Origin of the sequence: Dyadobacter subterraneus, from assembly GCF_015221875.1 — a bacterium.
GTDB classification, from domain to species: Bacteria; Bacteroidota; Bacteroidia; order Cytophagales; family Spirosomataceae; genus Dyadobacter; species Dyadobacter subterraneus.
In genome coordinates this window covers 242,112-256,917 of sequence record NZ_JACYGY010000002.1, presented here as the reverse complement: position 1 = coordinate 256,917, position 14,806 = coordinate 242,112, and the positions used below count along the sequence as shown (strand labels likewise).

The following is a 14,806-nucleotide window of genomic DNA, read 5'->3' as shown; positions in this document are numbered from 1 at the left end:
TAAACACCAATAGCTAAAAGCAAATCAGCCCAATGTTAAAATCGAAAACCCCGAAGCAGTCGGAAGTTACCATGACCGAAATGGTATTACCCAATGATACCAATACGCTCAACAATTTGATGGGAGGGCGCTTGCTTCATTGGATGGACATTTGCGCTGCGATTTCTGCACAAAAACATTCAAACCGCATTGTGGTGACTGCTTCTGTGGATAACGTATCTTTCACCGAACCGATCCGCCTGGGAAATATTATCACGATGCATGCAAGAGTGACCCGGGCTTTTAATTCTTCCATGGAAGTATTTCTGGAAGTTTGGGCTGAGGACATTCCGGCTGGAATTCGTGTGAGCACCAACCGCGCTTTTTATACTTTTGTTGCCGTGGACCAGAATGGCCGGCCTATTGAAGTTCCGCCACTTTTACCCGAAACCGAGGCTGACGAGGAATTGTTTGTCAGCGCCTTACGTCGTCGTCAGTTAAGGCTTGTTTTAGCTGGACGTATGAAACCTTCAGAGGCTTTGGAATTAAAAGCATTATTCGAAATCAAAGAAGAAAAAGCATAACCCATCTTTTTTTGGTATTTTTGCCGATTGTTAAGCAACCATTTACTGGTAAAAAGTCGTTCAGATAAATATCTGCTTTTTTTGCTTAACGATATTATATTATTTAAAAACGCTCTCATTCAATACTGATATGCCAAAAGAGATTATTTTTTCTGAAAAAGCACCTGCGCCGATTGGTCCTTACAGCCAGGCTGTTAAAGTAAATAACACATTATATGTTTCCGGACAAATTGCTTTTGAAGCTTCCCAACTGGGAAATATCAAAATAGAAGCCGGTGCAGTAATGGAAAATATCGGTCACATTTTAAAGGCAGCAGGTTTTGGATATGAGAACGTTGTAAAATCAAATATCTTTCTAAAAGATATGAATGATTTTACAGTCGTAAATGAAGTTTACGGTCAGTTTTTTACCAGCGAACCACCAGCACGCGAAACCGTTCAGGTAGCCCGTTTACCAAAAGATGTGAATGTGGAAATATCGGTGATAGCCGTAGAATTATAAGTCAAGGAATTGTCAGGAAGTGGTCAGGAAATAGTCAAGGGTTTCAGGAAATAGTCAGGTATTGTTAACGATACATGACAACTTCCTGACCATTTCCTGACAATAAATGACCACCCCTTACCAGCCCTGACAAATATATTTTTAATGTCGAGATAAGAAATGAATAAGTTACCAGTTCGGGTGAGATTTGCCCCTAGTCCAACGGGACCACTCCATGCAGGAGGTGTTCGTACGGCCTTATATAATTACCTTTTTGCCCGTCAGCAAGGCGGACAAATGTTGTTGCGTATTGAAGATACTGATCAAAATCGCTTTGTTCCCGGAGCGGAAGCTTATATTTTAGAAGCACTGGAATGGCTTGGAATTGAAATTGATGAAGGACCGCAGCAAGGTGGCCCGCATGCTCCTTACAAGCAGTCTGAAAGAAAACCTATGTACCGTGAATATGCTGAAAAGCTCGTTGCGAACGGAAAAGCATATTACGCATTTGACACGGCTGAGGAATTGGATGTAATGCGCAAACGCCTTGAAGAAGCGAAAGTTGCAGCGGTTCAATATAATGCAATCACGCGTCAGGAAATGAAAAACTCTTTGACACTTTCACCGGAAGAAACAAAAGCACGTCTTGAAAGTGGCGAGCCATATGTGATCCGGATGAAGATTATGCCAAAAGAAGATATCCGTTTTAATGACTTAATCCGTGGCTGGGTGGTTGTCCATTCTTCACAGATCGATGATAAAGTTTTATTGAAATCGGATGGGATGCCAACGTATCATTTGGCGAATATTGTGGATGATCATTTGATGGGAATTACGCACGTAATCCGTGGAGAAGAATGGCTTCCATCTGCTCCCTTGCATGTTTTGTTGTATCGTTATCTGGGTTGGGAAAGTACTATGCCGCAGTTTGCGCATTTGCCGTTGCTGTTAAAACCGGATGGAAATGGTAAACTTTCAAAACGCGATGCGGATTTGGGTGGTTTCCCGATTTTCCCGTTGCAGTGGACAGATCCTAATACTGGTGATATAGCAAAAGGTTTCCGTGAAGAAGGTTATTCTCCGGAAGCAACAGCCAATTTCCTTGCCTTATTAGGCTGGAATGCCGGTACGGAACAGGAAGTTTTCAGTATGGATGAAATGATCAAACTTTTCAGCTTTGACAGGGTTCATAAGGCTGGAGCGAGGTTTGATATCCAGAAAGCCAACTGGTTTAACCAGCAATATCTTAAACAGCAGGATGACGCTTCGGTAATTGCGGAAATAAAACCGCTTTATGCAGCCAAAGGAATTGAAGTAAATGAGGATCAGCTTGCGCAGATTGTACATTTGTTAAAAGACAGGGTTCATTTTACAAAAGAAATTGTTGCAGAATCTCTTTTCCTTTTTAGCGCACCGGAAGTGTATGATCAGGATGTGGCTATTAAAAAGTGGAATGAAGATGCAGTAAATGCAGTTTCAAATTTCAAAGACGCGCTGGAAGGCTACGAAGGAGATTTTGTAGCTGAAAATATAAAGCATGTGCTTGCTGAAAAAATGGAAGCGGCCGGTATTAAAATGGGAAAAATCATGCAGGCTTTACGCCTTGCTGTTACCGGCGCTGGCGCTGGCCCGGATTTAATGGTGATCATGGAAATTTTGGGTAAAGAGCAGGTAATTTCAAGATTAACCCAGGCGCTTGACCGTTTGCCTGCCCAAATTCGCCTGGCATAATCATAAAAGCACCGTTCGATCAATTTGCATTGTCATTGAAAGTTTGGTAGTATAATTTCGTAACAGTAATTTATTTTACTGGCCTGAAGGCAAAAGCGGTTTTCCGCCGCCAAGGGCCGTTAGCCAATTAAAACTATGGCCAAGAAGAAACAACCTGATGCCGCAAAGCCTGTTAATGAAAAGCCGCGTGTGCACAAAGATCTGGATGGTTTTGATATTCAAATCAATTCCTTTGGTGAAATAACGACCAGTTTTGATATGGATCGTATCAACTCCTTTTTGAATAAAAATGTGGATGACAAAAAACTTCGCGACCGGGAAGATATTCCGGGCAGAAAAACGAAGAAAGTAAAAGCCAGAAAAACCGAAGAAGAAGAGGAGGAGGAATAGGAATTGTTGGTATAGTTACTGGTGAACTTACGTGATTTTACTACAAACATATAAACTTCAAAAGCTAAAATGATCTCACACGAAATTGATTACAAGATTATCGGCGACGATATACAAATCGTGGAAATAGAACTTGATCCAAATGAGACGGTGATTGCGGAAGCAGGTGCGATGCTTTTTATGGAAGATGGTATTCAGTTTGAAACCAAAATGGGGGACGGATCTGAGGCCAATCAGAGTATTTTAGGAAAGATTTTTCAGGCGGGAACGCGTGTGATTACAGGTGAATCGCTTTTCATGACACATTTTACCAACCGTGGTGTGGGAAAAAGAAAAGTCGCTTTTTCTGCTCCTTATCCGGGTACGATCATGCCGATCGATCTGTCAAAAATTTACGGCAATGAACTGATTGTTCAGAAAGATGGATTTCTTTGCGCTGCGCTTGGAACAAGTATGAAAATTCACTTCAACCAGCGTTTTGGTTCTGGTCTTTTTGGTGGTGAAGGATTTATTCTTCAAAAACTGAAAGGTGACGGAATGGCCTTTGTTCACGCTGGCGGCGTAGTTATTGAGCGCAATCTTAATAACGAAATGCTGAGAATTGATACCGGCTGCGTAGTTGCTTTTGAACAATCGCTAAGCTTTGATATCCAACGTTCAGGTGGATTGAAATCGATGGTTTTTGGTGGTGAAGGGATGTTTTTGGCAACACTTCGCGGAACTGGCCGTGTCTGGATCCAGTCAATGCCGATTTCTAAATTAATTCAGAGATTATCAGTTGCAGGACCAAATGCTAGAAAAGAAAGTGGTTCGGTAATCGGTAATCTGGGAAGTTTGTTTGAAGATTAATAAGGTTCAGTTTATATAACAGGAAGGTAAGTTTTTCGGCGCTTACCTTTTTTGTTTTATTGAAAAACAACATTTTGCGTGCTGACGCCTGATTTACTGACAATTTTTAAAATGTAATTCCCCGTTGGCAAAGCATGGACCGGACGAAGAGATAAAAGTCCAATAACCTCACTATCCGAAATAACAATTGGGTGCTCGCGACCGCGTATATCAAAAATGGAGCACTGAATATCCGTTTCTGAATTATCAGGTCTTAGATAAAACTGTTGTTTTGTTACCGGATTTGGAAAAACCACGAAATTTGGCGGCGTTCCTTCTTTTAAAATTGCCAGAATGGTAGAATAAGAAATTTCTCCATTTATGCTTTCTCCTTTTATTCTGTAATAGACGCTCTCATTGGTTACATTATCGTCGGAGTAACTATAAATACGTGAGAATATCTGATTGTCCTGGGCGTCAAAACTTGCAAGGTCAGAATACAAATCTCCATCAGCAGTTTTTTGAAGAATCATCTTTTTCAATGACGGATTTGCAGCCACGTGCCAGGATACAATAAGGCTGTTTTCGGCTTTTCTGGCAGAAATTGTATTAATAAATTCAATTTTAGTATAGGTTTTACTAACCAAAAAATAGCCGGAAATACTTCCGGTCAGGGTTGGGTTTACTGCTGACAATCTCAATCCGTATCGTCCGTCAGGAATGTCGTCCGGAATTTGCAGATTTACCAGATTTCCGCTGCCAGTACCCGCCAACTTTACGAATTTTCCTGTTTCATCCAATAATTCTGCCTGAACCGTTTTATTGTTGGCAGTGCCGGTGGTGTAATACGGTAAAGTGAACTTTGCTCCGGGAAAAACTTTCGAAGGCACCAGGCTGGTATGTATTGCAAATTTTGGTTGAAGTGGTGCAACAGTTTTAAATAATGAATCAGTGAGAATTCGGTTCCAGGCTGTGGCAGCCAGGGTTAAACCCTGTTTTCCTCCTGAAATATTTTCAAAATGACCTTGCGACGGACGGGGAATTTGAACGGTATCAAGATCGGGGCCGGGATAGGTATTAAAGTTGGGTAAGACAGATAATCTTTTTTGAGCATTTGTAATCGCCGCGGGAGGATTTGGCAAACTGTAACTGACGGAATTTTTGGCAATGATCCAGGGAACAGGATACCCGGAATCAAGTCTGCTATTTTCGATCAGCGTTTTTATATTGTTGAAATAATTTTCTTCCGTAAAATTGAGTTGGGCATCATTTTCGCCATGGGACCAAAGGACAGCCCGAAGTCCAAGTGAAGAATTAAAATAGCGGAGCGTGTTGACGATATTTGTATAAGGCTGGCGGTTTGGCCAGTATTTTCCTACGTAAATATTAAAGGCATCTTTTCCCATTGCTCCATCCCGGTAGTTTTCAGAGTTCGCAGCGGCCCAGGCTGCATTTAAAAATAACACCGGTGTATTCATTTTCCTGGAAATCATATCACCCAGTTCTCCCCAGTACCAGGAAGTTTCGCCGGAAGGAAAAATATTATTTTTTGCTGAAATCGGAGCATATACGGGTCGCGGCATCGGCTCATCAGGTGCAACGGTTATATTTTCCGGATTCAGGATTTTGTTAACTGCGTTGTAAGAAATAACCTGGTCGGAGGTATTTTTGGCTCCAAGATCCGGCAAGCCCATCGCGTTGGAATTTCCGGCAACCAGAAAAACTTCACCGATTCCCACGCGGCCTACACTGGCGGAATCAATAATTCCTTTATCTCCAAATCCAATTATTTCCAGACGATACCAGCCAGTTTCGGCCTGAATTGCAGTGTATAAAAAACCTTGTTTTATTTGGTTGGCTGAAAAAGAAAATTCTTTTCCGGGATGAATATTATTTTGTTCTGGAATAAGCCGGGCCTCAATCCGGGAATATGGAAAGTGCGCGTAGGCAGTTATCGCAATATTCGCAGAGCCGTTTGCATCACGTTGTAATATCTGATTATTAACCGGATTTGAAATAACCAGCTGTGCATGTAATGTTGTGGCTAGCTGAGTTAATAAGATTTCAATGACAATGAAGAAGTGAATTTTGTAATTTTTTATTCTCATCGTGTTTTTATTAAGCTCTGAATTTAAACGTAATTTGATAGTAATTGCATATTTCAGACCATAATCTTAAATCAAAAAAGCCAGCCCCGGCTTTACGCTTGTGGGACTGGCTCAATTTAACCGGTAAAATTTTAATTAATACCCTGGGTTCTGAGGAGTCAGATTCGGGTTGTTTTTCATTTCCTGAATACCAAGTGGGAACAAAAGATGTTTGGTTTGAAGCGCAACACCAGAACCAACATTCAGGTTAAGGTGACCAACGAAAGCATCAAATCCTTTTGTTTTTTCATTGAACACTTTACGCAAGCGAACCATGTCAAACCAGGTAATTCCTTCGTAAGCAAATTCATACCAACGTTCTCTCAAAACTGCATCGCGGAATGATGACTGTGTGAAAGTTCCAAAACCAGGCGTTGTTAACTTAGAACGGTCATGCACTTTTTTGTAAGCGTCATAAGCTTCCTGTGTTGGTGCACCCAATTCGTTTTGAGCTTCTGCAAAGATCAAAAGAACTTCTGCATAACGAATTAATGGAACGTTCAGGTTATTGTTACGAGTACCCGGAACGCCTTGTGTACCATTTGCAGTCTGGTTGAAATGCTTGAAAACATACGGTGCTCCCAAATCAAATCTGGCACCATCACCATTTGTAAAGTAAGTGGTATAAAACCATCCTTCCTGATCCACCGTGCGAAGATCCCCGGTTTCATAAGAGCCATAGAAAGAACGTGTTGGTACTGTACTTCCTGTTCCACCAGGACCTGAGTAAGTCACAGGTTTAAAGTTTGGATAATAATCACCAAGAGGATTTCCTGCAACGGCAATGTTGTACTGGATCATAAAGATATGTTCAACACGGTTTTTAAGATTTTCCTGATGAACTTCCTTGTAAGTATTAAACAGATTTAGCGTCGATGGATTCGCTTTTGAATAGTTAATTACTTCCAATGCTTTGTCCGCAGCAAGTTTGTAATGCGTTGCACCTTTGCTTAGCGGAAATCCGGCCATAGTCAAATATACTTTTGCCAATAAAGATTTGGCAGCAATTTGTGTAGCCCGACCGTTAGTTTCTGTTACAGGCAAACCGGCAGCTTCCGCAGCAAGCAAATCTTCAACGATAAGCTTATATACTTCCTCCTGAGGTGCACGCGACGGAAGAAAATCCGTTGAATTTGCTGTTTGAGGTGTTGTGATCAATGGAATATCACCCCAAAGTCTAACCGCATAGAAATAAGCCCATGCACGAAGGAAACGAGCCTCGCCAAGCAATCTTGTTTTTTGAGCTTCCGTTGCCGGTGCAAGAAATGGAATGGTTGGGATTTTATCCAAAGCAAGGTTAGCGTTGGCAATAATTCTATACAAACCATTGTACCAGTTATTGATATGCGCCGTGTTTCCGTCGTATGTCAGTGAATAAAGGTTATTTAAATCTGAATTCTGACCTGTTTCAGTTGTTGCTGTACCGGTTACAGCTTCAAGCATTTGCCAGTTTGCAGAGAAAATACCTGCTCCGTCACCGTAAAATCGCAATCCTGCATATGTAGCAGCAATAGCAGCTTCCGCGTGATCGGGGATTGTGTAAAAGCTTTCCGGCGTCAGGTTAGATGGATCCTGTTCGTCAAGAAAGTCTGAACAACCTGTTGGGCCAAGTAAAATGGATCCGCAGAGAAGTATCTTGGCTACATTTTTTAAATTATATAACTTCATAATCAATGTTTTTTAGGATAAATTAATTGGCCAATTAAAATGCGATCTGTAAACCTGCCATGTACGTAGTTGGTTTTGGATAGCCGTGCCAGATCATACCTTGCGAGAATACATTGCTGTTTTGGTCTCCGTTTGTTGGTGTAACTTCCGGATCGCCATGTGGGTATTTTGTAAGCAAGAAGAAGTTCTGAGCAGAAACATAAAGTCTTAGTTTGCTAAGTTTAAGCTTGCTGATCATTTCAGATGGGAAGTTGTAACCTAGCAAAAGGTTTCTACCGCGAAGGAATGATCCGTCAAAAATCCAGTGTGAATCTACGTTAGTAACATATCCTGCTCTTGTTTCACGAATCTGTGCAACTGGTGTATTCTGGTTGGTTGGAGTCCATGCGTTCAATACAGTAGTGTAACTGTTAGCAATAGAAACGCGGTCTTCACTTGGGTGAAGTGTCATATCCATTACATCATTGCCGTATGAATATTGTACGTCAAACGTCAAATCGAAGCTTTTGTAGCGAACTGTGTTAGAGAATGTACCCCACGCTTTTGGACTACCATTTCCGATAATTGTACGGTCAGCGTCTGTAATTGCATTATCTCCGTTGATATCCTTGTACTTAATATCACCAGGAAGCATTGTCAGGTTATTACGATAACTGGTAAATTTAGCAGCCTGATCTCTTTCAGCCTCGCTCCAGGTACCTTCACGAATAAGTCCCCAGAAAGATCCAACCGGTTCGCCGATACGAATAATACCCGTCTGGTTTGTAAAGTTAGGACCGCCAACTCCAAAAATATCCGAAGGTGTTGCCAATGAAAGTACTTTGTTTCTGTTCAAAGAGATGTTGAAACTTGTATTCCAGGTGAAGTCACCTCTTTCGATGTTAGTCGTGTTCAAAGTAAATTCAAACCCTTTGTTTTGCATAGAACCGATGTTCTTTCTGATTACAGCATAACCGCTTGAACGTGGTACTGGTGCATCCAAAAGCATGTCAGTGGTTTTTCTGTAATAGTAATCTGCTTCTACCGAAATTCTTCCTTTCAAGAAACTGATTTCAACACCCGCATCAGTTTGTGCTGTTTTTTCCCATTTCAAATCAGGGTTAGCCAAACGGTTGATACCCGTTCCGCTCACTTTCGTATCGTTGTAGATTGTCGCGTAAGTTGAACTCAACAATGACAAAGATGAATATGGTGGAATTTCTGAGTTACCTGTCAAACCATAACTTGTACGAACTTTCAAGTTTGAGATCACAGAGTTTCCTTTCAGGAATTCTTCGTCAGATACTTTCCATGCCAAGGCGGCAGATGGGAAAAATGCGAATTTGTGGTTTTCTCCAAATTTAGAAGATCCATCCGCACGTCCTGTGAAAGTTACCAGGTATTTGTCAAGCAAAGTGTAGTTAACACGACCGAAGTATGAGTTAAATGCAAAGCTTTGTGCACCTGAAGCAACGCCTGGTAATGTGGCACCAGCTCCAAGGTTATCAAAACCGAAATAATCCGTTGAGAAGTTACGAACGCTCGCTCCTGTTGTTGTGATATCCGTTTTCTGCCAAGAAATACCCGCAAGTGCGTTGATTGAATGAATACCAAACGACTTGTTGTAAGTCAAATAGTTTTCCCATGACCAGAATGTTTCTTTTCTTGCGTCTTTGCTTGCAGTACCAAATTCTGATATTGCCAAAGTACGTGTTTGAGACTGGTTTACTTCCTGGTTTACTACGTTAATACCTAAAACTGAACGCAGTTCCAAACCTTTGGCGAGCGTAAGATTTCCATACAAACTACCCAATGTAGTTGCCGTGTTTACAATATACTTGCGGCCGGTCAATCTGTGGATAGAGCTGAAAGATCCTTCTGCCTGTGGATAATCGCGGTTATTAGCAAAAGTTCCGTCCGGATATCTTACAGGAAGAAAAGGGAAATCTTCAACCATCTGACGAGGAACAGCATCATTGATATCAACAAGGTTTTCACTTTGGTTGTTATAGCTCAAAGTTGCCCCGATTTTCAACCATTTTTTCACCTGATCATCAATGCTGAAACGAGTTGAATAACGTTTCAAATATGATTCTTTCAGTAAACCCTGATCATCGCGGTAGCCAAGAGACATTGCATAAGTAGTTCTTTCATTTCCACCGCTGAAACCTAACTGGTGGTTTTGAGACAATTTATTCTGTGTGGCTTCTTTGAACCAGTCAGTATCGTAATTTGGTTTGTAGCTTCCGTCTGCTGCAAGTGTGAATACATCAGGATGTTGTGCAGAGAAAGCTTTTCTACGTGTCTGTGGGTTCAAGTTTGCATATTTTCCAGATGCCCATCCAGCCGGATCAAATTTTTCGATGTTTTTGTAAGCAAGATCTTCAACATCCAGATATTGCTGAGCATTCAATACATGCGGTCTTTTCGGGCCGATAGTTGGTACACTCACGTCAACGTTGTATGTAATAACACCTTCACCAGATCTTCCTTTTTTAGTTTGGATAAGGATTACACCATTTGCACCTCTTGCTCCATAAATCGCAGTGGAAGATGCATCTTTCAAAACTTCTACCGATACGATATCGTTCGGGTTGATATAGTCGATTGCAGAGCTATACTGGTTTTGAGTTCCTTGTGGAAGCATTACGCCATCAACAACATATAACGGGTTGTTTGAAGAGTTGATAGAACTGAAACCACGGATACGGATATTGCTTCTTCCGCCCGGACGTCCTGAGTTAACGTTTACCTGAACCCCCGAAACTTTACCTTGCAGAGCCTGATTCAAAGAAGGAGAAGGTCTTTCTTTAAGCTGATCTTCTTTTACGGAACCAACTGCACCTGTTAAATCAGATTTTTTCGCAGTACCATAACCAATAACAACCACTTCACTAAGTGCTTTTGTATCGGATTCAATGGCTACATCAAGTGTAGAACGGTTACCAACGGCAACTTCCTGGCTTACATAACCTACAAAACTAAATACCAAAACAGCACCGCTTTCTGGTACAGATAGTGTGTAGTTTCCAGTTCCGTCAGTTGTTGTCCCCGTGCTTGTTCCTTTGATAACAACGTTAACACCTGGAAGTCCTTCAGATTTATCTTTTTCTGTAACTTTTCCTTTGATTGTTCTGTCGGCGGTTTTTGCAACGAGCGCGTTAGCATTTATTTTCTCGGAAAGTAAAGTGTTGACAGTGCCAATTTTATCTCCCTGATACAAAACCACCTGATTTTCCATTACTCTGTAAAGGATGTTATGAGGGGCAAGAATTTCGTCCAGCACTTCTGATAATGCCTTTGATTTGGCATTAATGGTAACTTTCATTTCATTCTTAACTACTTTGCTGCTGAAAATGAACTTCACTTTTGTAGTGTTTTCCAGCTGTAACAAAGCACTTCGCAGAGACGCATCTCTTAGCGATAATTCAGTTTTTTGACTTAGTAAGGTTTGTTCAAGTTTTTCATTAGCGTAGGTTCCAAAGGAACAAAGCAGCGCGAGAAATATTAAAATTGTTTTTTGCATGATCGCCTTGAGGGACATGCTCTTTCCGGTAATAGTCCTTTTCATACGGTTGGTTGCTTTAATTATGAAAATGTAGTTTGAGCTACCTCAGGCAGGCGTTAGGTTGTAAGAGGTGAGTTGGCTGCCCGAAATAGATAGCATTGGCAAATAGAATTCTTAAATCATAAGATAAAGTATTGGTTAGGTAAGTAGTAAAATGAATATAAGTAAGAATTGAAATGCTTGTTTTAATCGCAACCAGCGCCATAGAGGCGGATTTTGCCATTATCGATTGTGTAGGTTGCGCCTACTGACTGGCATAATAAATCCATGATGACGGGCAGTCGCATGTTGGTGAAATCGGCACGTAAAAAGCAGTTTTTGATAGCATCATTTTCAAATTCGACCTGAACCGCAAACATTTCCTGGAGCCGGTTGGTAACGTCTTGAACACTCACCCAGTCAAAGTTTATGGTAACAGGTTCCCATATCTGAAATGGTGTCAGCGCTGTCCTTTTTAACGGATTCAATTTTCCGGAAGTCGGGTCAAACTGTACTTGTTGCCTTGCTTTAATGATTTCTTTCCCTTCCGGACCGCTTACAGAAACAGTTCCGCTTACAACAGAAACTTCAAAATGCTTGCTGCCTTTTCTGGCCTGCACATTGAAGCTGGTCCCCAAAACTTCCGTCGTCATTTTTCCGGTATGGATAATAAAAGGTCTGGAAGTGTTTCGGGTAACGTCAAAAAAGGCTTCCCCTTCCAGGTTGATTTCCCTGACTTTGGTACCGTATTTATTCGAATAAGAAATTCTTGATCCCGGATTCAGCCAGACTTTGCTGCTGTCAGGTAAATGGCGGAGCTGGATTTTGCTTGTTTTATTTTCAAGAAATAGTGTTTTTGCTTCGGCAAGTGCTGATTTTGAACTATATGAAATATTGTTTTTTTTGAACAGAAATGATACGCCTATTCCGATCATAACGGAAGCTGCCAAATACCAGTACCACTGTTTAGCGCCGATCAGCTTCCATGTATTTTTTTGATCTGCTTCCTGTGATTTTATTTGTGACCGGATTCTGTCAAAAATTGATTGTGAATAGCTTTCATTTTTAATCTCAGGAAAAATTTTATTAATGTCCGGCGTTGATTCAAATGACTGGTACCAGTTTTCCACTTCTTCCCGCTCCTCAGGTGTACAAGTTCCATTCAAATATTTATCCAGCAATTCAGATGATAGAGGTTTCTTCATGAGTGCATTTGTTTTGGATAAAATTAAATCGGATTAATACAAAAAAGAGCCTTTTGTACAAGGACGTACAAGAGGCTCCGATACCTTAGTTGAATTATAAAAAAAGGTTAAATTTTTTTATTTAATGTGATTTTAATCTCAAATTAGATCAAAAGTTTGCTCTAACAGACTGACTATGAAGGTGAAATAAGATGCCGTGGAAAAATCACGCAGTTGCTGACGAATTGTATTCCGGGCTTTTAAAAGGTGACTTTCAATAGTTTTTGGAGAAACATTGGTAGAAACGGCAATTTCCTGGATGGACATTCCGCTTTCAAATAATTCGTAAGCAACACGGCATTTTTCTGGTAAATCAGAAACACTTTGATCGTAGGCAGTTTTCAGATCATTGTAAGCAATTTCTTCATAGGTCGCCTGCTTGTCTTCCTGTTCTGCATAGTTCGCAGGATATTCTGCAACCTTGTCATTTTTGCGAAAAAATGAAATTACGGCATTGCGCAAAGACGTGTGAATGTACGCGTCAAACGTTTTAGCAACTACAATTTGATGCCTTTTAAGCCAAATATTAACAAATAGCTCCTGAACAAGTTCTTCAGACTGATCGCGATCGCGAAGTCTTTTAAAAGCGTCATTTAGAATTCTGTAAAAATATCGGCGGTATAATTCTTCGAAAGCGTGATGGTTGTCACACTTGATTTCGAAGAGGAGCTCTTCATCACTAAATTCTTTAAACTGAATCCGCTTTGTTCTCATGGTTTGCAGCTGTTTGTCAGGATATGAGAATGATTTTTGGTAGATATGTCAAAATCTTAATAAATCATGGCAATATTATAATAAATAAATAGAATATTTAAATACTATTTTAATATTAAGATTAAAACCCCATTGCAAACGTTTGCAAAAAAAATCTCCTGCCAAAAATTAACTGTTTGTTAAAACAGCAATTTTTAACAGGAGATCAAAAAATACAATAATATTACTTAAACCAGATCAATTACTATACCGCCATTACGTACGGATTCGTCACAGGCAAATGCAATTTGTAAGCTCGTTACGGCATCTTCCAAATGATCTGTCAGATCGATATCTTCTTTTACAGCTTTCAGGAAATAAGCCTGTTCGCGGTTACACAATTCCTGGTGATCAGGTTCGTCTTCCAGGTTGATCCAGCTGTCTTCATTTACAAATTCATCCTTATCATTCAAAGCCGCATGGTGTACACGGATGGATTCCGTTTTTGTATGCGCTTCAACAGATGAAGATTTTCCTGCTCCGCCTGCATCTTTCGCAACTATGGAAACAGAACCTTTTGGTCCGATCACATCTTTTACAAAAAATGCCGTTTCACTGATCATCGGTCCCCAACCCGCTTCATACCAGCCAACGGAGCCATCTTCAAACCAGATTTGGAGCTGACCATAATTGTAATTTCCTTCCGGAATATCGTCTGTCAGACGGGCTCCAATCGCATTTACACGAATCGGTTTTGAGCGTGTCATCTGGCACATTACATCAATATAATGAACACCACAATCCACAATCGGACTAAGGCTTTTCATTAAATTACGATGGACCGTCCACATATAGCCGTGGCTTTGCTGATTCAGGTTCATGCGCATTACCAAAGGTTTTCCGATATTCTGGGCTTCTTTTACAAAACGTTCCCACGACGGATGGTGACGCAGAATATATCCAACCACTACTTTTTTGCCCGCTTCTTTCGCAGCTGCCACAACTCTTTTGGCACCTTCAACCGAAGCCGCCAATGGTTTTTCAATAAAAACATGGGCACCGGATTCTAACGCCTGGATTGCAAAACTTTCATGCGTATCAGGATAAGTGGAAATGCAAACGGCATCCGGTTTTGTTTCATTTAATGCAGTTTCATAATCACTGTATAAAGCATAACCGCCACCAAGTTTTTCATTTAAAACTTCTTTGCTTTTACCGGTCGATACGATTCCGCAAATTTCGAAATCGTCAGACAATTGATAAGCAATGGCGTGTGATGCGCCCATATTACCACAGCCGACCACAAGGACGCGCAACGGATTTTCATTCATCGAAGCAGACATACGAAATGTTATTGTTTAATGATATTGGGTTGATAGGAATATTAACCCCAAAATTAGCGATTTAAATCCGTTTTAGGGAAATATCCGTTCAAAGCGGTTCGGTTACGAGCGACAAAATTTACGGAACAAAGTCACGTAAAATAAAAATTGCAATATCTTCTTTTTTAAATGAACTAAAGGTTGCATAATGCA

The 14,806-nt window shown here is 40.7% G+C and carries 11 protein-coding genes; 5 read left to right on the top strand and 6 right to left on the bottom strand.

Going from position 1 to position 14,806, the window contains the following annotated elements:
• Positions 1-32: 32 nt before the first annotated feature.
• The 5 genes from IEE83_RS26330 (at position 33) to IEE83_RS26310 (ending at position 4,014) form a co-directional block, all read left to right on the top strand.
• Positions 33-563 (top strand): acyl-CoA thioesterase, encoded by a 531-nt coding sequence (locus tag IEE83_RS26330; protein ID WP_194123741.1) that lies wholly within the window; start codon positions 33-35, stop codon positions 561-563.
• A 130-nt stretch (positions 564-693) separates the two neighbouring features.
• Positions 694-1,065, top strand: coding sequence for a Rid family detoxifying hydrolase (locus IEE83_RS26325; RefSeq protein ID WP_194123740.1), 372 nt, complete (start codon positions 694-696; stop codon positions 1,063-1,065).
• A 159-nt stretch (positions 1,066-1,224) separates the two neighbouring features.
• Positions 1,225-2,775 (top strand): glutamate--tRNA ligase, encoded by a 1,551-nt coding sequence (gene gltX, locus IEE83_RS26320; RefSeq protein WP_194123739.1) that lies wholly within the window; start codon positions 1,225-1,227, stop codon positions 2,773-2,775.
• 135 nt (positions 2,776-2,910) lie between these two features.
• Positions 2,911-3,165: a hypothetical protein gene (locus IEE83_RS26315; RefSeq protein ID WP_194123738.1), complete on the top strand. Its 255-nt coding sequence runs from the start codon at positions 2,911-2,913 to the stop codon at positions 3,163-3,165.
• Positions 3,166-3,234: 69 nt separating this feature from the next.
• Complete coding sequence (locus IEE83_RS26310) at positions 3,235-4,014, top strand: TIGR00266 family protein (RefSeq protein WP_194123737.1); 780 nt, start codon at positions 3,235-3,237, stop codon at positions 4,012-4,014.
• Between the two features lie 56 nt (positions 4,015-4,070).
• Here IEE83_RS26310 and IEE83_RS26305 read toward each other — a convergent pair whose 3' ends face one another.
• From IEE83_RS26305 to IEE83_RS26280, 6 genes are all read right to left on the bottom strand, one after another.
• The gene (locus tag IEE83_RS26305; RefSeq protein ID WP_194123736.1) at positions 4,071-6,101 is read right to left on the bottom strand and encodes a sialate O-acetylesterase; all 2,031 of its coding nucleotides are present in this window, start codon (positions 6,099-6,101) and stop codon (positions 4,071-4,073) included.
• 135 nt (positions 6,102-6,236) lie between these two features.
• Entirely contained in the window at positions 6,237-7,808 is a 1,572-nt protein-coding gene (locus IEE83_RS26300; RefSeq protein ID WP_194123735.1) for a RagB/SusD family nutrient uptake outer membrane protein, read from the bottom strand.
• Between the two features lie 34 nt (positions 7,809-7,842).
• Entirely contained in the window at positions 7,843-11,358 is a 3,516-nt protein-coding gene (locus IEE83_RS26295; RefSeq protein ID WP_194123734.1) for a TonB-dependent receptor, read from the bottom strand.
• 182 nt (positions 11,359-11,540) lie between these two features.
• Positions 11,541-12,539 (bottom strand): FecR family protein, encoded by a 999-nt coding sequence (locus IEE83_RS26290; protein ID WP_194123733.1) that lies wholly within the window; start codon positions 12,537-12,539, stop codon positions 11,541-11,543.
• 138 nt (positions 12,540-12,677) lie between these two features.
• On the bottom strand, positions 12,678-13,292 hold the full coding sequence (locus tag IEE83_RS26285; RefSeq protein ID WP_194123732.1) for an RNA polymerase sigma factor: 615 nt from the start codon (positions 13,290-13,292) through the stop codon (positions 12,678-12,680).
• Between the two features lie 227 nt (positions 13,293-13,519).
• A complete protein-coding gene (locus IEE83_RS26280; RefSeq protein WP_194123731.1) occupies positions 13,520-14,614 on the bottom strand; it encodes a Gfo/Idh/MocA family protein in 1,095 nt (364 codons plus the stop codon).
• Positions 14,615-14,806: the final 192 nt, after the last annotated feature.

Bases quoted from the DNA above. Each gene is read 5' to 3' on its own strand.
- IEE83_RS26330 (WP_194123741.1), top strand. From the start codon at position 33: ATGTTAAAATCGAAAACCCCGAAGCAGTCGGAAGTTACCATGACCGAA.
- IEE83_RS26325 (WP_194123740.1), top strand. From the start codon at position 694: ATGCCAAAAGAGATTATTTTTTCTGAAAAAGCACCTGCGCCGATTGGT.
- gltX (WP_194123739.1), top strand. From the start codon at position 1,225: ATGAATAAGTTACCAGTTCGGGTGAGATTTGCCCCTAGTCCAACGGGA.
- IEE83_RS26315 (WP_194123738.1), top strand. From the start codon at position 2,911: ATGGCCAAGAAGAAACAACCTGATGCCGCAAAGCCTGTTAATGAAAAG.
- IEE83_RS26310 (WP_194123737.1), top strand. From the start codon at position 3,235: ATGATCTCACACGAAATTGATTACAAGATTATCGGCGACGATATACAA.
- IEE83_RS26305 (WP_194123736.1), bottom strand. From the start codon at position 6,101: ATGAGAATAAAAAATTACAAAATTCACTTCTTCATTGTCATTGAAATC.
- IEE83_RS26300 (WP_194123735.1), bottom strand. From the start codon at position 7,808: ATGAAGTTATATAATTTAAAAAATGTAGCCAAGATACTTCTCTGCGGA.
- IEE83_RS26295 (WP_194123734.1), bottom strand. From the start codon at position 11,358: ATGAAAAGGACTATTACCGGAAAGAGCATGTCCCTCAAGGCGATCATG.
- IEE83_RS26290 (WP_194123733.1), bottom strand. From the start codon at position 12,539: ATGAAGAAACCTCTATCATCTGAATTGCTGGATAAATATTTGAATGGA.
- IEE83_RS26285 (WP_194123732.1), bottom strand. From the start codon at position 13,292: ATGAGAACAAAGCGGATTCAGTTTAAAGAATTTAGTGATGAAGAGCTC.
- IEE83_RS26280 (WP_194123731.1), bottom strand. From the start codon at position 14,614: ATGTCTGCTTCGATGAATGAAAATCCGTTGCGCGTCCTTGTGGTCGGC.